The following is a 24525-nucleotide window of genomic DNA, read 5'->3' on the forward strand; positions in this document are numbered from 1 at the left end:
ATTTGTTAGAAGATCTTACCCCTGTATCTTATACATTATCAAAACAGGGGCGCTGCATGGAAAGTGTTTTTATATAAATAACTAATGAAAGACGTTTGATTCACTCAAATGAGACTCTTTGGACTTGTTAAACAGAAGGGACCATTCCTCTACAGTCTTTTCAACCATTCCCGTAAAATCTACATAGTCATGTGATTTAAAAAATTCACGTGCACGTCCATAAACTGAATTGGTTGCCTCAGTTCGGCTTTCATCTGATTCGGGTCGCTCCAAGATGATTTGGAATATCTTTTCCAAACGAACTATATTATCTTTTCCAGAAGAAGGACTCAGCATTAAGTCATAAATTTGTTTGATTCCATCAGGAATTGTTACGGGTTCAGAAAAATATTTCATTGGTGCCGTCTCAGAAAAGAATTTTACCGTCCAACGCCCGCTCGAATCTTCTGATGGAGTAAATAGTCTTTTTTCATTGATTAATAAATGGAGCGCATCATAAAGCCGATTACAGTTAGCTTTACCTAATTGGCGCGCAACCAAACGGCAAAGCAATGTTTTTTTGGGAAGCAAATATTCTTTTACTTTTTTGGAGCCTCCAATAAAAATATTTTTTACCTCATTATCTGTTGCAGCCCGATCATCTTCTTTAAGCGCTTTCTCGTTATCCAGCCGTTTTTTAATTTCTGAAGCAATATCTTCAGGTAAGTACCATTCAGGAGTTTTGATACCTTCAGTACCTGGCGCATTCTGCCCAGCATGTTCATGATGATGACGACTCATATACAGATCGGCTACTAAGGAAACAAAACGAATGCGATTTTTTTTATCCGATTGTTCATCAAATTCAGGCCAACATCCATAAAGTTCTTTATAAAGAATCATCGCATCAGTGTGAATAAGCTCGATAGCTTTTCTATCCTTGCCACTGACACATGAGCCGTATGGGTGGCCCCCAAGGGCCATAATAATTAACTGCTCCAGAGAACTCAAAAATAATTCCCTTCCCGCATAATCAAAAATAGTTGCGGTTCCTGGAGCGGATTCTAAAACGCTTTTATATTGTTTCAGAAGTATCTTAAGGCCTGGACATGAAGGTTCTAATTTCTCGGCAACAGCCAATAAATTCAAACTGTCTTTATCTGTGGACTGAGTATAATAGAGCCTTTTTGCTAAATTATAGGGATGATTATTCTGCAGAATAGTTTGCTTCTCAGCACGTCGTTCTACTGCTGCACGTGCTAATTTGTACAGCTCTAAATCTGGAGGTAAGGCGGGTAAATAATCTTTAATCCAAGTTGCATAATCAGTTGCGTGAATTGGACTAATTAGGGTTTGCAATATTGCAAGTTGATCCGGTTGCGCATACTCCATCACTTTATCCAGATTCGAATCGATATGACGTTGCTGGACCGCTGCCGGCCAGTTTAATCCGTCTCGAGTGGCAATATGGCTTGAACGGTATCGCTTTTTTGAGAGTTCACGAAATGTTCCATCCTGACTCACTGCGAATAAACTGTGAACTGCATAGTTTGCCGGCAAAGGCAGCGTTCGATGACGACTGGATAAATAAGAAACTGCATCTTCGACTCGTTCACAACCTTTCAGTACATGCTCCAGAAAATACTGTTGATGTTCGGACAATACCCAGTACCACTGTGGAAGACTCGAAATGGACCCTACTGTAGCAGAGCATTCTCTCTTAAAACTTTCTGAGACAATTAACTTCTTAAACTTGTTTAAATGAAAATCCAAAGTTGAGGGATCAGGAGCTAACACTCGGATCATTTCTTGCAAATGCGGACTCAAATCATTAAACCAGGCTGGAAGTGGCGAAGAGCCTGAGGCAATTTGTTTTAGATCTGCATTTAAACTAATCGCTCTTTTTTTAATTAAGTCCCATTCGATTAAAAAACTAGTAAAGTCTTGGGTGACTTCAAGATGGCTTTTTATACTGGAATTCAGATTACAAAAATAGGCATGTTGATACTCTTCAAGCTTATAAACCCAGGAAGGGGTTTTTGGATATTTACACGCTTTTATTTGTTTTAATTCTTTTCTAAATTGCTTGTAGTGAGGAGGAAGCGATTCGTCAAGTTGCAGAATATAATCGCCGTCTTTCGACTTCATAGGCGTTAATGTTGCCAGATCGTAGCGACCTTCACGCATCAATTCATATTGTTCTGCTTCATTGAGTAACTCAATTGCTTCTTTAATGGAAACATCCCATCCCAAAGTAATTAGCTCAACTAATTTTGCAGTGTATTTTTCTAATTCCCTATGTAACTCATCCATTGATCCTTTTGCAAACAACGCTTCTTCTTCGCATTCGCTTACATAATCTTCTAAAGTGCTTTTGAGCAAAAAACTGCTTTGTGGGGCTAATGGGTAAGCATCAATAAGAAAGGTGAATGCTTTATGAAGACTGTTAACCCGACGCACAAAACTACGGTGATTGTCTGGCTTCTTGTGGTAAGTTTCTAGAATATAGCCAGGAAAGCGACTTTCTAAGGCTCGTAGTAATTCAGATGATAATTCGGTACCATGAGGTACACGCAAAATAATTCCTTTTCCCATCGATTAATTTCCTTAACGACTTACCCCAGTTTAAAAAACTCCCTTACGTTAATTCAAAAAGAGGTTATATTAGTCCTAATCTCTTCATTATTATTGTATAAATAATTCCCCGAAACAATTACAATAATCACTTAATTTGATAAAAATAATAAAAAGGAGTTTGTTAATGAGCTACATTGTACAACATTATATTGGTGGACAATTAATCAAGGAAACGAACACGACGAGCCATCCTGTTTATAACCCAGCGTTAGGCGAAGTGATCGGTCAAGTGCATTTTGCATCTAAATCACTCTGCGATAAAGCGATCGCTACCGCCAAAGAAGCTGGCACACAGTGGGCACAAACTCCTGCAATAAAAAGAGCACGAATTCTTTTTAAATTCCGCGACTTACTAGAAAAAAACCAATTGGATCTAGCACGCATCGTCACTCGCGAACATGGCAAGACTTTAGATGATGCAAAAGGTTCTGTAGCACGTGCTATCGAAGTAGTAGAATTACATTGCGGCCTCGTCAATCAACTCCAGGGAGATTTCTCTGCGGATGTAACCAATGGAATTGACTGCCATACATTACGTCAACCCATAGGTGTTTGTGCGGGTGTCTCACCTTTTAATTTCCCTGTTATGGTTCCGGTCTGGATGATGATCCCAGCGATTGCTTGCGGTAATACATTCATTTTAAAACCTTCCGAACAGGACCCGTCCGCCCCCGTCCGTCTCTTGGAATTATTAAGTGATGCCGGATTGCCTGCTGGAGTAGCCAATTGCTTGCATGGCGATAAAACAACCGTAGATTATTTACTGGCTCATCCGGATATCTCCGCCTTCACTGCAGTAGCCTCTACACCGGTTGCGCAGCATATTTATACTACCGCTGCAGCTCATGGAAAACGCGCCCATACCTTTGGTGGGGCTAAGAACCATTGCATTGTGATGCCTGATGCGGATCTCGAGCAAGCTGCCTCGGCAATTGTGGGTGCGGCGTACGGCTCAGCAGGTGAACGATGCATGGCCATATCGGTCGTGGTGACTGTAGGTGAACACACCGCCGATGCGTTAATTGAAAAAATGGCGCCCCAAATTAAAGCCACTCGGATCAATGCCGGGGATGTACCAAACACCGATATGGGGCCATTGATTAGTGGGCCACATCGAGAGCGAGTACTCGCAGCCGTCGATAAAGGAATTAGTGAAGGGGCAAAATTAATTATTGATGGTAGATCCTTTAAGCATTCTGAACATCCCCAAGGTTTCTTCATGGGACCCTGCCTGTTTGATCATGTCCATGAAAACATGTCCATCTATCAAAATGAAATTTTTGGACCAGTTCTGGTGATTGTTCGTACCGATAATTTTGAAGAAGCGCTCGCTTTAGTGAACAGAAATCAATACGGCAATGGGACAGCAATTTTCACACGCGATGGATTTACAGCCCGCGAATACAGCCAACGGGTCCAAGTTGGAATGGTCGGAATTAATATACCTATCCCTGTTCCTATTGCCAATCATCCTTTTGGCGGTTGGAAGCATTCTTCTTTCGGAGACACCAATATGCATGGGCAAGAAAGCGTCAATTTTTATACCCGACGCAAAACAGTTACCAGCAAATGGCCGGTTAGTGAAATCAAAGAAAGTGCTTTTATCATGCCCACGCATGATTAAAAAGAGTAATTAATTTAGATTGGGTAAAGGCGACGGCCATAGTTCCACCTATCCTAAAATAAGCTGTCCTCCCACGAAGGCGGCATCCATGTCTATTTTAGGATTAGATTCCCGCCTTGGGGTGACATAAGTCTAAAAGGCGGGATGCCATAATCTCAGGCTAAATTTTTACATTATGGAGAAACTCAATGGCAAAAATAGGATTTGTAGGACTAGGGCATATGGGATTGCCTATGGCGATTAATCTGGTTAAAGCAGGTCATCAGGTCACCGGCTATGATTTACAACAAACTGCCCTGCAACATTTTTCCCAATCCGGTGGTCTTATCGCACCCAATGTCCAGGAAGCTGCTCAAGAAAAAGATGTATTGATTACGATGTTGCAAAATGGACAACAAGTATTGAATGTTTGTCATAGCAATAATGGATTATTTCAGCATGCAAAAAAAGGAGCTTTATTTATTGATTGCTCCACCATTGATGTCAATAGCTCGCGTGAACTGCATCATTTAGCCAAACAACACCAGCTCCAAGTGGTTGATGCGCCCGTATCCGGCGGCGTTGCCGGAGCAGGAGCCGCTACTTTAACGTTTATGGTTGGTGGTGAAGAACAAGCGTTTCATGCGGCTCAACCTATTCTAGCCTCTATGGGACAAAAAATAATTCATACTGGCAGTGCAGGAAGCGGTCAAGCTGCCAAAATATGTAATAACATGATCCTAGGGATCTCCATGATTGCTATTTCTGAGGCATTTATTCTTGCAGAACAATTACAATTGTCTCCTCAAAAACTTTTTGAAGTAGTAACCAATGCATCAGGACAATGTTGGGCAATGAGCAAATATGCACCTGTTCCTGGAGTGTTAGAAAATGTCCCTGCTAACAACGAGTACAAACCAGGATTTGCTGCAGCAATGATGCTAAAGGATTTGTTGCTCAGCCAAGATTCAGCTCAGTCAGTGAATGTAAACACTCCTTTGGGGGCTAAAGCAACTACCCTTTATCAACATTTTATTGATCAGGGCATGGGCGATTCTGATTTCTCAGCCATTATTAAACTCATTTCCCAAGGCACAGAGGTATAACATGCATTCTCATTTGCGCACTCCCAAATTAACGCCAACCGAAGATTCAATAAGTGAGTTTTGGTCGGAAGTAGCCCAACAAACTGTAGATTGGCTTCGCCCCTGGGATTCGGTGCTTACGGGTGGGCTAAAACACGGTGATGTGACTTGGTTCAAAGGCGGGAAATTGAATGTTAGTTTGAACTGTATTGACCGCCATCTATCCCACAAGGCAAATCAACCCGCGATTATCTGGGAAGGAGATGATCCAGACCAGCATAAAACGCTGACCTTTGCTGAACTACATGCCGAAGTGTGTCGGATGAGTAATGTGCTGAAACAGTTAAACGTACAAAAAGGCGACAAAGTAGCCATTTATTTACCGATGATTCCTGAGGCAGCAATTGCCATGCTTGCATGTACACGTATTGGAGCCATCCATACCGTAATATTTGCTGGATTTTCAGCCCATGCATTAAGACAACGCATTTTAGCATCTGAATGTGTCTGCGTAATTACTGCAAATCATTTTAATCGTGGTGGTAAATTGGTAGGTTTAAAGGAACAGGTGGACGAGGCCTGCAACGATTTATCATTACCAAGACTACTCATCAAAACGAGTGAGGATCCGGTCCCTATTGATAAAAATAAAGACCATTGGTGGCATGAGCTTAAAGAAACAGTAAGCGCACACTGCGATGCAGAACCAATGGATGCGGAAGATCCCTTATTTATTTTGTACACATCAGGAAGCACCGGCCAGCCTAAGGGAGTAGTGCATACCACTGGAGGCTACCTCGTACAAACAGCGTATACGCATCAATTAATTTTTAATTGCCAATCCGACGAAGTATTTTGGTGTACTGCAGATATAGGCTGGATTACTGGACATAGTTATGTAGTATATGGTCCTCTTTGTAATGGAATTACCACGCTGATGTATGAAGGGATTCCTACCTGGCCTGATTTCTCTCGGAATTGGCAAATCGTCGATAAACATCAGGTAAATGTGTTTTATACGGCACCCACCGCCATACGTGCCTTGATGCGTGCGGGAGATGAATGGTTGGCTTCTAGTTCACGAGATTCTTTACGTTTACTTGGCTCTGTTGGAGAACCCATTAATCCTGAAGCCTGGCAATGGTATTATCAAAAAGTAGGCAAAGGCCGATGTCCAATTGTGGATACTTGGTGGCAAACCGAAACTGGAGCAGTGATGATTAGTCCCAGAGCCGATGATCCGATTAGTAAACCCGGCTCGGCACGTCAACCTATTCCCGGTATTATTTCTGTGTTACTCAATGAGAATGGCCACGAAATAACTGGAGCGGGCGAAGGGTTTTTAGCAATAAAGTACCCTTGGCCTTCGATGGCGAGAACTATCGCCGGAGATCATCCGCGTTATTGTATGACCTATTTACATCATGGTTATTACATTACCGGAGATGGTGCAAAACGCGATGAAGATGGTGATTATTGGATTACGGGTCGAGTCGATGATGTGATTAACGTTTCCGGACATCGCTTAGGTACAGCAGAAATCGAAAGTGCGCTTGTTAGTCATCCCGCCGTTGCCGAGGCAGCGGTTGTGGGTATTCCCCATGATCTTAAAGGCCAAGGAATTTATGCCTACGTCATTTTAAAGAAGGATATCAGGCCCGATGACACTTTAAAAACCCAGTTGATCCAACAAGTTAATAAAGAAATAAGCCCGATTGCAAAACCTGATGTCATTCATATTGTTAATGATTTGCCCAAAACCCGATCAGGGAAAATCATGCGGCGTATCCTGCGCAAAATTGCAGCAAAAGAAATACAAAGTCTGGACGAGCTAGGTGATATCTCCACCTTGTCAAATCCCCAAATCGTAGAAAAATTGTGGAAGGAGTCGAATCAAACCTAAAGCGTTTTAAACTCTTTCATTAAATGGATGCTAAATCTAAATAGGACAAAATCTGGGTCATCACTTCGCTCTGACCCAGACTCAAATGATCACGCCCCAAAATGTGTAAATTTTTAGCAATTTGTTGACTAAATGCAAAAAATGTATTGCTTTATATGCGAAATACGATTAAAATTAGTCACGTTTTAGCTAAAGGTCAGATCCCCTAAAATGCAAGAAGCCCCGGATTGTTTTGATTTTTCTCAGCTGTCCTTGGAGGAAATTGCCAATTTACTCCAACGTTTTAGCGTGCGCCTAACTCCTGATGAAGCCCTCACCATACAGAATTCCCTCTTAAAGCGACCACCAACTTATGCAGAATGCATTTTATGGTCTATTCAGGGATCTGAACATTGTTCTTATAAAAGCAGCCGCAAACATCTCAATAAGTTCAATACCAAAGCCCCCCACGTCATCCTGGGTCCTAAAGAAGATGCCGGAATTGTTGCAGTAGCAACGGATAAACAAGACAGACGTTACGGCATTGTGGTAAGCCATGAATCGCATAATCATCCCTCACAACTTGTACCTTTCGAAGGTGCTGCGACTGGAGTGGGTGGGAATGTACGCGATGTTTGCTGTATGGGCGCGGAAGTAATTGCAGTGGCGGACAGTTTGCGTTTTGGCGATATTGATCGCCCAAAAACGAAATGGATAAATCAAGGAGTTGTTCAAGGAATTGCAGGTTATGCGAATCCTCTTGGCATTCCAAATTTAGGTGGGGATACTTATTACGACGAAGCCTATAATGAAAATTGTCTGGTTACTGTCGTTACTTTAGGAGTGGTCAGAGAAGATCAAATCATCCATTCTTATGCCCCACCCCACGCAGAGGGCTATCAATTTATTTTAGTGGGTAAACCCACAGATAATAGTGGCTTTGGCGGGGCGGCTTTCGCTTCAGCAACCCTAAGTGAAGAACAACAAGAACAAAATAAAGGAGCAGTACAAGAACCTAATGCGTTTTTGCAACGACATATTCTTAAAGCCAATTACGCCATGTTTGAGTTTCTGCGCGAAAACAATCTTATTGATCGGGTAGGATTTAAAGATCTAGGTGCAGGAGGAATTGCTTGCGCCAGTGTTGAATTGGCAGAAGCCAGTGGCTATGGGGCAGAAATTAATCTTGATCTGGTGCCAACCAGCATGAATAATCTATTACCCGCGGTGGTCCTTTGTTCGGAAACCCAGGAACGCTTTATGTGGGTTGTCCCTCAAGAACTCGTTGACACCTTCTTAAAGCATTATAACGAGCGGTTTGCCCTTCCAGAAATCTGCGATGGCGCCCAAGCAACTGTAGTAGGAACCATAAGAAACGATGGTTTATACATTGTTAAAGCTCAAGGAAAAGAAATTGTCTCCGCTCGCGCACAAGACATTACCCAAGGCATTCTTTATGATCGCCCTTATAGTGCGAAACAGAACAATCATAGAGAACCAGAGCCGATTACAGTAAGCGATTTCAATGAACAACTATTGGATTTACTGGCTCACGAAAACATCGCTTCTCGTGCGCCAATTTATGAAAGTTATGACAAACAAGTTCAAGGTCGCTCAGTCATCGAGCCAGGGTGGGCTGATGCGGGGGTCATTGCTCCCTTTAATGAAAATAAATATCCACTAGAAATTCAGGCTACCGGCGTTGCCTTATCCGTCGATCATAACCCGCGTTATAATAAAATCGATGCCTATTGGGGTGCTGTCAATGCCGTTATCGAATCGGTACGCAACATCATAGCCGTAGGCGCCTGGCCCCTTGCGCTTACTGATTGTCTGTGTTTTGGTAATCCCGAAAATCCCGAACAAATGGGCGAGTTTGTTGATGCAGTACGTGGCATTGTCGATGCATGCGAGGCAGTAAAAATGTTCGCTGATCGTAATGTAACCTTACCCATTATATCGGGAAATGTTTCGCTCTATAACGAGTCAGCTCAAGGAGCCATTCCACCAAGTCCTATAATCAGCTGCATTGGTTCAATCAACGATTATTCCAAAGCCATAAGCTATGACTTCAAACAGCCTAATTCAGTTCTATTAATGATTGGCGAACGCAAAGATGAATGTGGCGGTAGTGTGTATTACCAATTACATAATCAATTAGGCAGTCAACTACCTAAACCCAATCTGAGTTCATTTGCGGATGAAATCAGCGCCATACACGCCGCCATGCAAGCTGGTCTAGTATTGTCAGCCCATGATATTTCGGAGGGGGGTATTGCAGTTGCGCTTGCAGAAATGAGTTTTAAAAATGAAATTGGGGTAAATGCGTTTATTCCTGGTAGTTTATCCAATGATAAAAAACTGTTTTCAGAAAGTGGCGGATTTATCCTCGAGGTTTCACTCGAACACCTAAGCGCATTGGAAGATATATTTCGTAATTATTCGGTTTCGTTTCAACCTATAGGCGAAACAACAGCAACCCCAATCTTGGTAATCAATTCGGTTATCAATCTATCAATCAGTGCAGCCAAAACTGCGTGGGAAAATGGTTTAATTGAGAGGCTTATATAATGTCAATTATTGATTACAAAGCTGCAGGTGTAGATATAGAAGCAGGGAATCAGGCAGTGCGGAGTATCAAAAAAGCGGTAGAAAGCACTTTTTCTCCACGAGTTCTTACCGGAATTGGCAGCTTTGGCGCTATGTATGATCTCAAAAGCCTATTGCAAGACTATGAGCATCCCGTTCTCGTACAAAGTATCGATGGGGTTGGTACGAAAATGATGGTAGCAAAAATGATGCAAAAATTTGATACCATCGGAATGGATTTAGTCAGTGCCACCACCAATGACATTATCGTCTTGGGAGCAAAACCTCTTACCCTTCTTGATTACATTGCAAACGACAAATTAAAACCAGAAATCATCGAACAGATCATTAACGGGATGGTCAAAGCCTGTAAAGAAAACCACATTTCTTTAGTTGGTGGCGAAACTGCCGAAATGCCAGGTACCTACTTGCCAGGCGAGCTGGATTTGGTTGGCATTATTACGGGTGTTGTTGAAAAAAATAAAGCGATTGAAGGTAAAACAATCGGTGAGGGCGATCTCGTCGTCATGTTTCCTTCAAGTGGTTTACATACTAATGGGTATTCGTTAGCAAGAAAGCTGCTTTTTGATGTTGCTGGGTACAAGGTAGAATCTCAATTTCAAGATTTTTCTCAGAGCATTGGTGAAGAACTTCTAACACCGCATCTGAATTACACCCGACCTATTTTAAGTATTTTGGAAAAAAATATACCGATTAAAGGAATGGCACACATTACAGGTGGAGGATTACTGGAAAATATTCCCCGTATTCTGCCGAAACAATGTGGCGTTGAAATTACTAAAAAACAGATTCCCGAACTGCCTATATTTAGTCTATTGCGTAAGTTAGGAAATCTAGATGATGAGCAGATGTATCGTACTTTTAATATGGGCGCAGGATTAGTTCTTTTTATCGCACCCGATACATTATCGGCTATTCGCGAAGTGCTCCGCGATTTTCCCTCCTTCCCTCTTTATGAAATTGGACGTGTAGTGAAAGGAGATCAAAAGGTGAGGCTGTTATGATACGTATTGGCTTAATTCAATTCCCAGGCTCCAATTGCGAACGCGAAACAGCTCTTGCTGTAAAACGGGCCGGAATGGAACCTGTTGAGTTTTTATGGAATGAACCTTTAGAAAAACTACGTACCTTGGATGGATTTATCCTTATTGGGGGTTTTTCCTATGAAGATCGCTCGCGTGCAGGAATTATTGCAGCACTTGATCCCGTAATCCAAGAAATCAAAGCTCAAAGCGAACAAGGAAAGCCCATATTAGGAATTTGCAACGGCGCCCAAATACTCGTTGAATCCGGTTTAGTTCCTGGCCTAAATAATCGTGAAATCAGTATGGCCCTCACGGAAAATAAGCGCATTGCTCACGGGAAAATCGTTGGGACAGGCTTTTATAATGCCTGGGTGCATATGCGTCTGGCTGAAAATCATCAACATAATGCATTTACGCGTCATCTAACACCCCAAGATTTAATTCACCTGCCTATTGCACACGCCCAAGGACGTTTTCTTATGCCAGAATCCTTGTTAAAGCAGATAGAACAACAGGGTTTAAATTTATTTCAATATTGTGATGCCGAAGGTCAAGTCATCGATAATTTCCCGATTAATCCAAATGGCTCCGCAGGCAATATTGCGGCAATTACCAATCAGGCAGGCAATGTCATGGCCATGATGCCGCATCCAGAACGCACCATAAATGGGGACCCTATTTTTACTTCGATGCGTGATTATATCGAAGAACTTAAAGTTAGGCGGAATGAAGGCGCAGCCTTTGCGAACACGTCGCAGGATGTAGTGGAGGAAAGGGTAAATCTCAAAAGTTTCAAGAAAATCCCAAGCAGTCATATCTGCCTTGTCAAACTGATTATCACCGATAACCAAGCCCTAACTGTACAAAAAACGTTAAGACGATTAGGTTTTCCCGTAACAGTGAATCGGTTGGAACACTGGGAAATTGAATGCGATTCTGCAGAACATTTTGCCCAACTTAAAAAAACAGGACTTTTATATTCGGATCGTAAAGAACGAGAAGTTTGCGCAAGTGAACTCCACACTCCCAATACCTTAGCTTATCTTGTTCGCGCAAAAGAAGACTTGCAGGGACAGCAAACGTTGCAAACTCTTAATACTCACTATGCAGTGCCTAAAATAAGTAAAATTAATCATGGTGTTTTATGGCAATTTACCAGCGATGAAACCAATATCTCTGCGTTAATAGACCATATTTTATTAACTCACATTATCGGGAACCCTTATGCTCATGAATGCTACCAATACGACCCCTCATTATGATAATGAAATTCGAGAAGCCTTAGCTTTCTGCTTGGATAAAACAAATTTGCCCGTGGGCAAAAAATACCAAGGAAAGGTAAGGGATTCGTATGATTTAGGTGATTCTATCATGTTAGTAACCACGGACCGACTCACCGCGTTTGATAGACCTCTTGCTCTCATTCCTTATAAAGGTGCCGTACTTAACTTAACCAGTGCTTGGTGGTTTGAACAAACCAAGAATCTTGTTCCTAATCACATCATTGCAGTTCCTGATCCCAATGTCGTTATTGCCAAAAAATGCACCGTTTTTCCGATTGAATTTGTAGTGAGAGGCTACATTAGTGGTACAACCAGCACTTCATTATGGACTCAATACCAAAATGGGGTACGGGAATATTGTGGAATTACTTTTCCTGAGGGATTAAGTAAAAATCAAAAACTAGACCAACCTGTTTTAACTCCTACGACCAAAGAAAAAATTCATGATCGACCTATCTCACCTGCCGAAATTATTGCAGATGCATGGATGACTGAAGAAGATTGGTTAGAAGCAAGTGCTTTAGCGCTTAAACTCTATCACCGGGGTACGGAAATCGCTAAAGATCATGGTTTGATTCTAGTAGATACTAAATACGAATTCGGTCGCGATGCCGATGGTAAAATCATAGTAGTAGATGAAATTCATACTCCGGATTCCAGTCGCTATTGGCTTGCTGACAGCTATCAAGCACGTATTGCCGAAGGCTTAGAACCCGAAAATATTGATAAAGAATTTTTGCGTTTATGGTTCGCTAAAAATTCAGATCCGTATCACGATGAACAACTTCCTCAAGCCCCCCAAGAATTAATTGAAGAACTTTCCTCACGTTATATCCAATTATATGAGCGTATTACCGGTAAAAAATTCAGTTTTGCAGAACATAAAGAACCTGCTGAGCATCGGATCATGCGCCATATTGCAAATTATTTGAGGTAAGCAATGTGTGGGATAGTAGGTATTTACAGTCATGAACCAGTAGCCTTCGAATTGTATGAGAGTCTTATTCATTTACAACATCGAGGGCAAGATGCTGCGGGCATACTCACTTGTGATCAGCGTTTCTATACCAAACATGGATTAGGTTTAGTTCGGGAAATTTTTACTTCTGATAACGTTTCCACATTGCAAGGAAATATAGGTATTGGTCACGTACGCTATCCCACTGCTGGTGGCTATACGGCAACCGATGTCCAACCCTTATGGATTGGGAGCCCACGGGGTATCGCGCTTGCCCATAATGGTAATCTGTCCAATTATCAAGAATTGGCTGATGACATTCGTTTAAAGCAACATCGTCATCTTAATACTTCTCTTGACTCAGAAGCACTATTACTCGTGCTTGCGGATAACCTAGCTAGTAATGCATCTAGCCATGAGGAAAATTCAGATAGTTTTTTTGAGCTTTTAACCCAAGCCGTCTCGCATATTTTTGAACGAATTGAAGGGGCATACTCAATTGTATCCGTAATTATTGGCAAAGGTCTTGTTGCCTTTCGCGATCCTCACGGTATCCGCCCGCTGGTTTGGGGAACACGTGAAAATCCCGATGGAACTGTTGATACTATTTTTGCATCAGAAACTACTCCTTTTTATGCCTTGGGCTTTGAACCTCGCGGGGATATTTTGCCCGGTGAAGTTGCCTTTGTGGATCTTAAGGGAAAACTACACCGCCGTGTTCTAAAAACCGAACAATTTAGACCTTGTGTATTTGAATATGTTTATTTTGCACGTCCGGATGCAACACTTAATAACGTCAGTGTGTATCGCGCTCGTTTACGCATGGGACAAAATCTAGCGCTGCAATGGAAGCAAAAACACCCTGAACTCATACCGGATATTGTTATTCCCGCTCCGTTCACTGCAAATACTGCAGCTCTTTCATTTGCTCATGAATTAGGAGTCCGATATTCCGAAGGCTTGTATAAAAATCCATTTATAGGACGTACCTTCATTATGCCTAATCAAAAGGCACGAAGTCGAAATATTCGCTACAAATTAACTCCTCAGCAAACTGAAATTAAAAATAAAGTGGTGATGATTATTGACGACAGCATAGTTCGAGGAACAACCTCTCGGGAAATTGTCAAAATGGTAAGAGAGTCGGGAGCAAAGAAAATCTATTTTGCTTCCACATCGCCCCCCCTTAAAAATCCCTGTTTTAGTGGAATTGATATTCCCTCACGCAAGGAGTTGATTGCGGCTAATAAAACTGAAGATGAAATTGCCCATTATCTTGGTGTGGATGTATTACTCTATCAATCCAATGAAGATTTGGTTGAAGCAGTTACACGTCGCGGGGAGCATCAAATCAAAAAACCGTGTATGGCGTGTATGGATGGCGATTATTTTTGTAAAAAACTCACTTCAGAAAAAATGAAGGAACTGGAAGAACAACGTGAAACAAGCAGACTTACTACTCCCCCAAAAATAGAGGATAACCGCGAATGAACATTCTTGTTATCGGCTCTGGCGCACGTGAGCATGCACTGATCAAAGCCTTAGACCGGTCGCCACAAAAACCGTCATTGTTTTGTTATGGCACGGCAATTAATCCTGGAATCCAGCAATTAACTCATCAATATTGCGCAGGGGATATTACCAATTGTACGGCAGTAGTATCAAAGGCAAAACTTTGGGACATTGAATTAGTCATTATCGGTCCAGAAGCCCCCCTTGAAAAAGGTATGGCTGATGCTTTTTGGCAAGCAGGAATCCCCACCATCGGTCCGAAAAAAATATTGGCCCAAATTGAAACCTCTAAAGAGTTCGCACGCGATCTGATGCTAAAGCATCATATAGCCGGTTTACCACGTTATAAAAAATTTACCCACCTCGATGAGATTGAGACTTTTCTCAATGAACTTGGTGAAGGCAATTACGTTATTAAAGCAAATGGATTAATGGGTGGAAAAGGGGTTAAAGTTGCTGGAGATCACCTACATTCAATTGCTGAAGCTTTGGATTTTTGTCAGGAAATTCTTGATAAAAAGCAGACTATTCTTATCGAAGAAAAATTGATTGGGCAGGAATTTTCCTTCATGTGTTTCGCTGATGGCAAGAAGCTGGTTCCTATGCCTTTGGTGCAAGACCATAAACGTGCTTATAACGGCGATAAAGGACCCAATACGGGTGGTATGGGAAGTTACTCCGATAACGACCATCGATTACCTTTCTTGACTGTACATGATGTTCATGAAGCCTTGGCGATTAATAACGCCGTCTTTAAGGCCCTATCTACGGAATGCGGTGAATCCTATATTGGCATTTTATATGGCAGTTTTATTGCAACTAAAAGTGGGATTTATGTTATCGAATTCAACGCACGCTTTGGCGATCCGGAGGCCTTAAATGTATTATCAATTCTGGAGTCAGATTTTGTTGCCCTATGCCAAGCCATGGTAAACGGTACTCTTGCTGAAGAAAACGTTAAGTTTTCTAAACAAGCCACTGTGTGTAAATATGCAGTCCCTGAAGGTTATCCTGATGCACCTAAGAAAAACTTTGTCGTAGAGTTTTCAAAAGTCACCTGTCAAGATCATTTATACCTTTCATCCGTAAATCAGGTAGATGATCAAATCCTTGCTGAAGGTTCACGCACTGCGGCTTATGTAGGAATTGCCGATTCAATTTTTGCTGCAGAGCAAAACGCTGAAAAGGAAATTTCATTGATTGAAGGTCCTTTATTTCATCGTCAGGACATAGGAACTAAGCAACTAATTCAACAACGAATTGACCATATGCAAAGGATACGCGCATTATGATTCGCATCGCCGTACTTGGTTCAACCCGAGGTACTAACCTTAATGCACTGGTTGCTGCAATAGAACAACACCATTTAGCGGCATCAATCGAGCTGGTTTTGAGCAACAAAGAGGATGCGCTCATTTTGGAAAAAGCGGCAAACTTTGGAATTCAATCCATGTTCGCCAATCCTCAAGGACTCAGTCGTACGGAATTTGATAATTATCTGTCTGCGATACTCAAACAACATCAAATAGAATTGATTGTTTTAATTGGTTATATGCGCATTTTATCCGCTGAATTCGTCTCCCAATGGGAAAATAAAATAATCAATATTCACCCGTCTTTACTGCCAGCTCATGCAGGGCTGATGAATCTTGATGTCCATCAATCTGTTTTAGATGAAGCTGATACTGAAACCGGTTGCACTGTTCACTTTGTTACCGAACAAGTCGATGCAGGACCAATTATTTTGCAGAAAAAATGTCCCGTTTTTCCAGGCGATACTGCTGAACTTTTGAAAGCTAGGGTGCAAGAACTCGAAGGATTAGCCTTGATTGAAGCGATACAGATGATTGCTAATTCCGATAGTCGGAGTTTACTTGGATGCCAAGCTACACCTACTAAGATGATAAATAATTAACGAGGGAAATTATGTCTAAAATACTTGTATCAATACTTATGGGCTCAAAATCTGATTGGACCATTATGGAAGAAACCAGCCGAACTCTGGAACAATTTAACATTCCTCACGAAGTTCGCGCTTTATCTGCACATCGTACCCCAGATGCGTTATTTGAGTATCTCAAATCCGCAGAAGAACGTGGCGTAGAAATTTTTATCGCTGCAGCAGGTGGTGCGGCTCATTTACCCGGGGTTGTAGCAGCTAAAACACTAATACCTGTTCTAGGTGTGCCCATGCCCTCCTCAACATTCACTAATGGTCTTGATGCGCTTTTATCCATAGTCCAAATGCCAGCGGGAATTCCGGTAGGAACCCTTGCAGTGGGCAAAGCAGGCGCTATTAATGCGGCTATTTTGGCAGTAACAATCCTCGGCAATCAGTATCCTGTATATCGCGAAGCGATTAAAAATTACCGCGCGACTCAAGCACAAAAAGTACTGGAACATGCTGAAATTAAGTGATAACTCGAACACATATCGTTTCACCTCAGCCTATAAATTTATGGGATGAGGTGAAACTATCTGCAGGGTGATGCTGAAGAAATGTCATAGCTTGCATCATCACCTAACTGCTCGTGTAATCCCCTACTCACTGCCATAAAAGTATTAGCTAGATTATCTAAATAGATTTCTTCGGATAACTTCACTCCATCTTTCATCATTTGCATAGCGATTATGTGATGCTCTTTTGACAGTGACGCTGCGAGTTTTGCACTGGTTTTAGTTAGGATTTCTTTGTACTCCTGATATTTATCAGTTAGGTTGTTTTTGTTTTTTAATTCCGCATAAATACGTAACATTAAATGGAGACGCGTTGTTAGGTCATTTTTTTCACTTAATTTAGTCGATTTAAAGATCATTTCAATTGCATTTCGCTGACTTTTACCAACAGTAGCAGTAAGAAATTGAAAACTTTCTACGCTATCAATAACATAGGGCAGCAACCCCCCGTATTTAAGAAGTGAATTTGATTCAATTACTTTCGTATTACCATTTGAAAAAATATCCAGTGTTGTATTATCAATTTTTTCAAAGGACCGAGCCTTCATAACCGCGGCGAGTTGTTTTTTAAGACACTCAATTGAATGTACCAGCTCTTTATCAACACAGAGCAGTTCAGAACCAGTGGATCTTTGCTTAACCATAAATCGATACAAATCATGTAACAAGGAATCAATAATCAAATTGATATCATGTGTTAAATGTTTACTCACGGAATGATCTTCATTGACCTCTCGAAACCATTTGCAAACTAGGGACATGTTGTATTTATCGGGGAGGTTAGTCGCAAGGTTTTGACAAATCGGGAGTAGCATTTCATTAGGAAGACATTCAATTGCTGGACTTTCTTGCTCTTGTTTGCAAGAGTCCGTTTTCGCTCTAGAATTTTTAAAAAATCGGTCACCTCGTAACATTAAAATCCCTTTTAACATTAATGCGACTTAGGTCGCCGTATCACCTCAAATCGTCCTATCGATTCGTGCTTATTTTTCGAAAAAAACATATTTGTTCCTGGAGTTAAACAAAACCCCGGAAAGTCCTTTGATCACAATATGTCTTGTCTACCTTACTTCATCCTGACGATAAATCAAACCATTGATTTAACAAAGCAATCAATTCCCCCACCCCTTCCTTTTTTGAAGATGAAAAAGATTGAACGGTTATCAAATGGGTTGCCAATTCATAATGTTTACGCACTTTGGCTAAGGTATTTTTTACTTCACTACGGCTTAATTTGTCGGATTTAGTCAATAAAATATGGACTGGTAGCTCCCGGTTTAATGCCCAATCGACCATCATTACATCTAAATCTTTCAAGGGATGACGAATATCCATCAATAAAATCAAACCTTTTAAGCTTTGCCTGACTTCAAGATAATGCGCCAAATTTTTTTGCCAGTCCATTTTCACTTGCAAAGCGACTTTCGCATACCCATAGCCTGGTAAATCAACAAGGCGACGCGTTTCATCGATGCCAAATAAGTTAATTAATTGGGTTCGACCGGGTGTTTTACTGGTGCGTGCCAAATTTTTGATGCCAGTGAGACAATTCAAAGCACTTGATTTTCCAGCATTTGAACGTCCAGCAAAAGCAACTTCATATCCGGAGTCCTCAGGTAACTGAGGCACACGGGCAGCACTTTTTAAAAAAACAGCTTTAGAATAAGGATTTTCCAACATAAGAATTATAATATTTTGGGATTCAACCAAGGCAGTGTACCATTACTTGGTAAATTTATTATGAGAAATCGATGAAAAAATTTGTACTCACTTTTATCCTTTGCTTTCCATTAGTTCTTTTTGCTCAAGAAAATACCTTATCTGCACCCAACAAAGCGGTAGTTTGTTCCGCATGCCATGGACAACAAGGTAATAGTCCAAATCCCGACTGGCCTAATATCGCAGGACAACATCCCAAATACTTTATAAAGCAACTCAACGATATGAAAGATAGTGCGTTACGTAACGCACCAACGATGAATGCGCTTGTTGCTACCCTTAGTAAACAGGATATGGATGACTTGGCAGCATATTATGCTAAAATGCCTCTTGCTAAGGGCAGTACACCTAAAGAATTTCTTACACGGGGTGAACAAATCTACCGTGGAGGAGATTTTGCAAAAAGGATAACGGCATGCATCGCCTGCCATGGTCCCAAGGGTACGGGCAATGCTCAAGCTGGCTTCCCCATACTGTCTGGCCAACATGCTGCTTATACCGTGTTGCAATTAAATGCATTTAAAGACGGGAAGAGGAAGAATGATTTAAACCATATCATGCAAGATATTAGCAGTAGAATGAGCCAAGAAGATATGGAAGCAGTCGCACATTATATTGAAGGGTTACATTAGGAAACTAAATTATGTTAAAAAAATTAATCGCTGTATTCTTTCTTTTACCAGCAATGGCCCTGGCTGCATCATTTGTTGAGGGGAAGGACTATCAAATTGTTACCAATCCAAACGTAATGAATAATAAAAATAAAGCGCCCATTATTGAAGAATTTTTCAGTTATGGCTGCCCCTGGTGTTACAAAATAGAAGCACCTCTCAATTCTTGGGTTAGTAAAATGGGCAATTACATTCAATTCGAACGTGTTCCCGTAGTATTTAAACCATCATGGGAGCTCTATGCTAAAGCGTATTATACTGCAAAAACCCTTGCACTTTCTGATAAAATGACGCCCTTACTGTTTAAAGCCATCCAAGAAGAAAGAAAGCCCCTCGACTCCAAACAAGCTATGATCAGTTTTTTTGTTGCTCAAGGAGTGGATAAAGAAATCGCGAAAAGTGCGTTTGAAAACTCACCAACCATTGATATGCGTGTTCAAAATGGAATGAGCCTCATGGGCGCTTATCAGATTAATGCAGTGCCTGCCTTTGTGGTAAATAATAAGTATAAAACGGACTTACGAATGGCTGGTAGTCCAGAGCGTTTATTAGAACTATTGAATTATCTCACGCGAAAATCTGCTTAATAAGCTGGCTATTATAAACCTGCAAATGCCTGGGTGAACGCACAAGCCGCAACCCAGGCCGAAAACCCATGCACACTCAGTATTCCTGGTTTCCACTACGTTTCAGGCTACAGTGCTTAGTCAGCAGAAATTGGAATAAAGATAGAGACAATGCTTCACGTGAAACGTTAAAACGCGTGCTCGATGGATTTTTTCTGATATATCAATTCTCGTGCAGCGACAAATCCCATCATGTCACTTAACATAGTACTTACAACCTCCAATATTTCCTTGAAGATGCTTGCAAGTGGGCTAGTGAGAAAAGTACTTAAAACAGGGCTATCTTGTTTATAGAAGTTATTGGCCTGTTCCATGAGATCTAATGTTGTTCTACAAAACTCGATTACTTCATCTACATTTGTAGAAGCGAACAATTTTTCAAACTGAGCGTTGTACTCTGCCCTTGTTTCTCCTTTTAAAACCAGGTTCTGGTGCTTCTCCGTAAACAAGTGGGTACGATTAGGGTTGGTGAGTTTTAAATAATTATTAAAGAATTCATCCAGGAGTGGCTTAATCTTATTTAAATGTTTGGCTAGATATATGCGAAGTGTTATGTGGTAAAAAAGTTGCTCGACATTCATTTTATTACGAGAGGAAACTTCTAAATACTCAAGGCCCAGCTCATCAGCTAATCCCTTTGCTTGCGTGGAGCTTACCTCTCTTCGTTTCTCTATGTCCGCTTTGCAACCGACAAGAATCATTGGAAGATTTTGCTTGGTTACTCTTAAACGAGCTACGTAGTCTTTCGTGTGCTGCAAAGAAGTTTTATTAGTTAAATCAAAGCAGACTAGCGCTCCATCAACCGATCGAAAATAAGAACCAACGATTTCCTGTAATTTAGGCGTACCTGAGGCATCCCAGATGCGTAATTGGACTTTTTTATTGAACAACTTAATCCATTTTATTTCTTGGTCAACACCCATAGTGTCCATGTAGGTATCATAACTATAGAGAGAACCCCCACAATACGCCTGCACCAAGCATGATTTACCAACGGCGTTATTCCCTAGAAGAATTATTTTGAAATGCTCGTCATACTCTTGTTTGCGTTCCATGCTAACAACCCCTCCTTGGATCAAATCTGCACAAATAATAACAAACTATTCGCTCTAATTTAAGTGGTCATTGCCCCCAAGGAGGAATTTAATGAAACGGTTTGGATTAACACTTTAAATCTTTTATGCTCCCTTACCTGGATTTTCCAAACTTAAAATTCCGGTATTGAAATCATAAGCAAAAATCTCAGCATAACGTCCCCAGTCAATCATGGTACGTAATACACGGTCGGCTTCTTTTTCACTTAGATAATCTTCAAGCTTACTCAAAAAACGTTCTTCAGAAACTCTATGTCCTACTTTTTCATCTAATACTCGGCGGATGTAACGGGCAAGAGGTACCTTTTCCAATAATCTTTGCGCGAATAATTGTTTACGCTCTTGAAGATCAGCTTCAGCAAATTGCTTTCCTAAGTCGCTTAATTGGATATCTCCTGCAGAAACTTTAGCGAAACCTAATATTTCCAATGTTTCAAGTATGGGAAATAGGTCATCAATATTCATCATCAACTCATCTGCAAGCTCTGGTAGATCAATACGCTCTTCAAAAGAGGTCATCGTCTCAATCAAGCCAGTAAGTTCCGAAGGTTCTACATCGGGTAATCGGTATCCTAAACCGATTTGTCGCTCTCTTTGGGCTCGTTTTGCTTTTTCTTTAGGCCCAGTCGTCATTAATGTATAAATTTTATCAACCAAAGCTCGAAACTCAGGTGACTCAGGATCTCGTGGCTGCGGTAAGGTAACAGGTAATTCGGCGCGGATGTACCCTGGATCATTCCCAAAAATTACTATTCTGTCAGCTAATGTAGCAGCTTCTTCAATATTATGAGTCACTAATAAAATCCCATTGGTATTGGTTTTCTTTTCTGCCCATAATTCCAACAAGTCAGACTTCAAGTTTTCCGCGGTAAGTACGTCAAGGGCGGAAAAAGGCTCATCCATCAATAAAACATCGGGATTAATGACTAAGGCTCGCGCAAAACCAACCCGTTGACGCATCCCACCGGAAAGTTCCTTTGGAAACGCCGATTCAAAACCATCAAGACCAATAATATCAATCGCTTCAATGGCTCGATGCCTGCGCTCATCCCGACTTACTCCTTGAGCCTCTAGTCCAAGCTCTACATTTTCCAATACGGTAAGCCAAGGCATTAAGGCAAACGACTGGAAAACCATTGCAATCCCAGCGACAGGACTGGTGACCGGTTTACCCCTATAAGTTACGGTTCCACCAGTGGGGGCTATAAGACCTGCAATAATACGCAACAAAGTTGACTTCCCTGAACCGGATTTACCTAATAAGGCAACGATTTCGCCTTCTTGAAGCTTAAAGTTCACATCCTCAAGCACAAGCAAATCTTGTTCTGCTGCTTTTTTAAAAGACTTGCGTAAGCTTTCTATTGCAATAATGGTTTCAGACATAAGTATCTTTAATTAAGGTTAAAACGTTCTTCCGCCAAGCGATAGAGCGGACGCCAAATCAAATGGTTAAAAGTAAGTACATACAAACACATCATTGCAGTACCTAAAGCAATTTTTGGAAAGTCTCCCGTTGCCGTGCTGGCTTGGATGTATTCTCCCAAACCTGTAGCTCTAAGGGTAGTATTCCCCCAACTCACGAACTCTGCCACAATGCTCGCATTCCATGCACCACCCGCAGCTGTGATGGCGCCCGTAATATAAAAAGGAAAAATGCCAGGCAATGCTAACCTTTTCCACCAGAGCCACCCCTTCAAGCCAAAATTGTCTGCAGCAAGATAGAGTTCTCGCGGAATAGTCGATGCTCCTGCAATCACATTAAATAAAATATACCATTGAGTTCCAAGAATCATGAGTGGAGTCACCCATAGTTCTACATTTAAATGAAACGCTACGATAGCTATCACAAATAAAGGATAGAATAAATTTGCAGGGAATGCTGCTACAAATTGAATCACTGGCTGTATTTTTTGTGCAATTCTTGGCCTTAGACCAATCCACACGCCTACTGGAATCCAAACTAAGGAGCTAAGAAATATCATAGAAAGCACCCTAGCCCCGGTTGCTGCTCCCAGCAAAAACACATGCAAAATATCGCTCACTTTCAATTCTGCAAGAATAAAGCGCAATAAGAACCATGCTCCAGCACAAACGCTAATTAAAACTAAAATGCTCCAAAGTCGATCGAGACGCTTCTGCTTTTTAAAGTCAATTTCCCTTATTATTTTTGTCTCATTGATTCTCAGCCAACGCGCATTGACAAAATGATCGGAAAAAATGCCAAGGACTTCAGCAAACTGCTTCATTAGTCTACTGCCACGAATCCAATCCACGAGCCAAGATTGATATTCCGCTCCATCATGGGAGGGCTCTGTTTTAAACTTTTCAGACCAGGCAATTAGAGGACGAAAAAAGATTTGATCGTATAAAAATATAACAATCATCATTGCTAAAATAGCATAACCCACCGCATGTAAATCTCGTTGCTGAATTGCCAAGGCAATATAAGACCCTACGCCCGGTAATCGAATGTCTTGATGCGCTACTGAGATCGCTTCAGACAAAACCACAAAGAACCAGCTAGCAGACATAGAAACCATCATGTTCCACAACAAACTCGACATGGAAAAAGGCACTTCCAATTTCCAAAAGCGTTGCCAGGCCGAAAGTCGAAACATAGAAGACACTTCTTGTAAATCATGGGGTAATGTTTTTAAGGACTGATAAAAACCAAACGTCATATTCCATACTTGTGCACAAAAGATAGCAAAAATGGATGCACATTCAGGTCCTAGCAAACTGTTAGGAAACAAGCGGATGAATCCGGTTACTGTAATCGATAGAAAACTTAAAACCGGGATAGATTGTAAAATATCAATCGCAGGAATAATGATTTGTTCTGCACGCCGATTTTTTGCAGCCCAAAGTCCTATCGTAAACGTAAAAATAATCGAAAAAAACAAGGCAATAAACATACGAAGTACCGTACGCAATGCATAAAAAGGAAGATTGGCAGGATCTAATGAAATGGGTATCTGCTCTCCCAATTGATAGGGAGTGGCCATTTGCGAACCGGCCCAACCTAAAAAGAACAATATGGAAAAAATAAGAACAATGAGCAACAAATCCCAACGATTTACATATCGGCCAAATCTATCAGGATTAGCAAAGTAGAACCGACTTTCGCGCACAATGCCTCCTCAATAACTTTGTCGACACCCAAAATACACTCTGCAACTGATTAATCACGCAGTATAATAATTGAAAAAAAAAATGAAACTCAAGGGCCAAATATACGCCAATACCTCGCAAAATTTTCCGCCCTGGAATAATTTTAAATTGATACGGGAACAGCTGCTTGTTTCAGGATAGTAAAATATCATAAAGACAGCTTGTCCGATAGATTAAAGCCGTTAATATAAACCTTTCTTCTGATTAAAAAGG

At 41.2% G+C, this 24525-nt stretch carries 19 protein-coding genes; 13 read left to right on the forward strand and 6 right to left on the reverse strand.

Annotated features, from left to right (window positions below; translation table 11 throughout):
* Window positions 1-81: 81 nt before the first annotated feature.
* Window positions 82-2574: an oxidoreductase gene (locus HBNCFIEN_RS15620; RefSeq protein ID WP_182391974.1), complete on the reverse strand. Its 2493-nt coding sequence runs from the start codon at window positions 2572-2574 to the stop codon at window positions 82-84.
* Window positions 2575-2740: 166 nt separating this feature from the next.
* Between HBNCFIEN_RS15620 and HBNCFIEN_RS15625 the strand changes: the two genes are divergently transcribed.
* The 11 genes from HBNCFIEN_RS15625 to purE all read left to right on the forward strand — a co-directional run bounded on the left by HBNCFIEN_RS15625 (window position 2741) and on the right by purE (window position 16992).
* Window positions 2741-4240 (forward strand): CoA-acylating methylmalonate-semialdehyde dehydrogenase, encoded by a 1500-nt coding sequence (locus HBNCFIEN_RS15625; RefSeq protein ID WP_182391975.1) that lies wholly within the window; start codon window positions 2741-2743, stop codon window positions 4238-4240.
* A gap of 188 nt (window positions 4241-4428) precedes the next feature.
* Window positions 4429-5325, forward strand: coding sequence for a 3-hydroxyisobutyrate dehydrogenase (gene mmsB, locus HBNCFIEN_RS15630; RefSeq protein ID WP_182391976.1), 897 nt, complete (start codon window positions 4429-4431; stop codon window positions 5323-5325).
* Window position 5326: 1 nt separating this feature from the next.
* Window positions 5327-7207: an acetate--CoA ligase gene (acs, locus tag HBNCFIEN_RS15635; protein ID WP_182391977.1), complete on the forward strand. Its 1881-nt coding sequence runs from the start codon at window positions 5327-5329 to the stop codon at window positions 7205-7207.
* A gap of 210 nt (window positions 7208-7417) precedes the next feature.
* Entirely contained in the window at window positions 7418-9757 is a 2340-nt protein-coding gene (purL, locus tag HBNCFIEN_RS15640) for a phosphoribosylformylglycinamidine synthase subunit PurL (protein WP_182391978.1), read from the forward strand.
* The gene (gene purM / locus HBNCFIEN_RS15645; RefSeq protein WP_182391979.1) at window positions 9757-10800 is read left to right on the forward strand and encodes a phosphoribosylformylglycinamidine cyclo-ligase; all 1044 of its coding nucleotides are present in this window, start codon (window positions 9757-9759) and stop codon (window positions 10798-10800) included. The genes purL and purM overlap by 1 nt, the downstream gene beginning before the upstream one ends.
* A complete protein-coding gene (purQ, locus tag HBNCFIEN_RS15650) occupies window positions 10797-12083 on the forward strand; it encodes a phosphoribosylformylglycinamidine synthase I (RefSeq protein ID WP_182391980.1) in 1287 nt (428 codons plus the stop codon). Before purM ends, purQ begins: the two co-directional genes overlap by 4 nt.
* Window positions 12046-13041: a phosphoribosylaminoimidazolesuccinocarboxamide synthase gene (locus HBNCFIEN_RS15655; protein ID WP_182391981.1), complete on the forward strand. Its 996-nt coding sequence runs from the start codon at window positions 12046-12048 to the stop codon at window positions 13039-13041. Before purQ ends, HBNCFIEN_RS15655 begins: the two co-directional genes overlap by 38 nt.
* A 3-nt stretch (window positions 13042-13044) precedes the next feature.
* Window positions 13045-14553: an amidophosphoribosyltransferase gene (gene purF / locus HBNCFIEN_RS15660; protein ID WP_182391982.1), complete on the forward strand. Its 1509-nt coding sequence runs from the start codon at window positions 13045-13047 to the stop codon at window positions 14551-14553.
* Entirely contained in the window at window positions 14550-15866 is a 1317-nt protein-coding gene (purD, locus tag HBNCFIEN_RS15665; RefSeq protein ID WP_182391983.1) for a phosphoribosylamine--glycine ligase, read from the forward strand. The genes purF and purD overlap by 4 nt, the downstream gene beginning before the upstream one ends.
* On the forward strand, window positions 15863-16489 hold the full coding sequence (gene purN, locus HBNCFIEN_RS15670; RefSeq protein WP_182391984.1) for a phosphoribosylglycinamide formyltransferase: 627 nt from the start codon (window positions 15863-15865) through the stop codon (window positions 16487-16489). Before purD ends, purN begins: the two co-directional genes overlap by 4 nt.
* 11 nt (window positions 16490-16500) lie before the next feature.
* A complete protein-coding gene (purE, locus tag HBNCFIEN_RS15675; protein ID WP_182391985.1) occupies window positions 16501-16992 on the forward strand; it encodes a 5-(carboxyamino)imidazole ribonucleotide mutase in 492 nt (163 codons plus the stop codon).
* Window positions 16993-17048: 56 nt separating this feature from the next.
* Here purE and HBNCFIEN_RS15680 read toward each other — a convergent pair whose 3' ends face one another.
* Entirely contained in the window at window positions 17049-17945 is an 897-nt protein-coding gene (locus tag HBNCFIEN_RS15680) for an F-box protein (RefSeq protein ID WP_182391986.1), read from the reverse strand.
* Window positions 17946-18102: 157 nt separating this feature from the next.
* A complete protein-coding gene (gene yihA / locus HBNCFIEN_RS15685) occupies window positions 18103-18711 on the reverse strand; it encodes a ribosome biogenesis GTP-binding protein YihA/YsxC (RefSeq protein WP_182393727.1) in 609 nt (202 codons plus the stop codon).
* 71 nt (window positions 18712-18782) lie between these two features.
* Between yihA and HBNCFIEN_RS15690 the strand changes: the two genes are divergently transcribed.
* Window positions 18783-19382 carry a cytochrome c gene (locus HBNCFIEN_RS15690; protein WP_182391987.1) on the forward strand — a complete coding sequence of 200 codons (600 nt, stop codon included), beginning with the start codon at window positions 18783-18785 and terminating at the stop codon, window positions 19380-19382.
* A gap of 11 nt (window positions 19383-19393) precedes the next feature.
* Complete coding sequence (locus HBNCFIEN_RS15695; RefSeq protein ID WP_182391988.1) at window positions 19394-20008, forward strand: thiol:disulfide interchange protein DsbA/DsbL; 615 nt, start codon at window positions 19394-19396, stop codon at window positions 20006-20008.
* A 167-nt stretch (window positions 20009-20175) separates the two neighbouring features.
* Here the strand turns inward: HBNCFIEN_RS15695 and HBNCFIEN_RS15700 are convergent, their stop codons facing one another.
* From HBNCFIEN_RS15700 to HBNCFIEN_RS15710, 3 genes are all read right to left on the reverse strand, one after another.
* Window positions 20176-21102 (reverse strand): Rab family GTPase, encoded by a 927-nt coding sequence (locus tag HBNCFIEN_RS15700; RefSeq protein ID WP_182391989.1) that lies wholly within the window; start codon window positions 21100-21102, stop codon window positions 20176-20178.
* A 123-nt stretch (window positions 21103-21225) separates the two neighbouring features.
* Window positions 21226-22524, reverse strand: coding sequence for an AAA-associated domain-containing protein (locus tag HBNCFIEN_RS15705; RefSeq protein WP_182391990.1), 1299 nt, complete (start codon window positions 22522-22524; stop codon window positions 21226-21228).
* A gap of 8 nt (window positions 22525-22532) precedes the next feature.
* Window positions 22533-24272: an ABC transporter permease subunit gene (locus tag HBNCFIEN_RS15710; protein ID WP_182391991.1), complete on the reverse strand. Its 1740-nt coding sequence runs from the start codon at window positions 24270-24272 to the stop codon at window positions 22533-22535.
* Between the last annotated feature and the right edge of the window lie 253 nt (window positions 24273-24525).

The organism is Legionella sp. PC997, from assembly GCF_014109825.1.
In the GTDB taxonomy this organism is placed as follows: Bacteria; Pseudomonadota; Gammaproteobacteria; order Legionellales; family Legionellaceae; genus Legionella.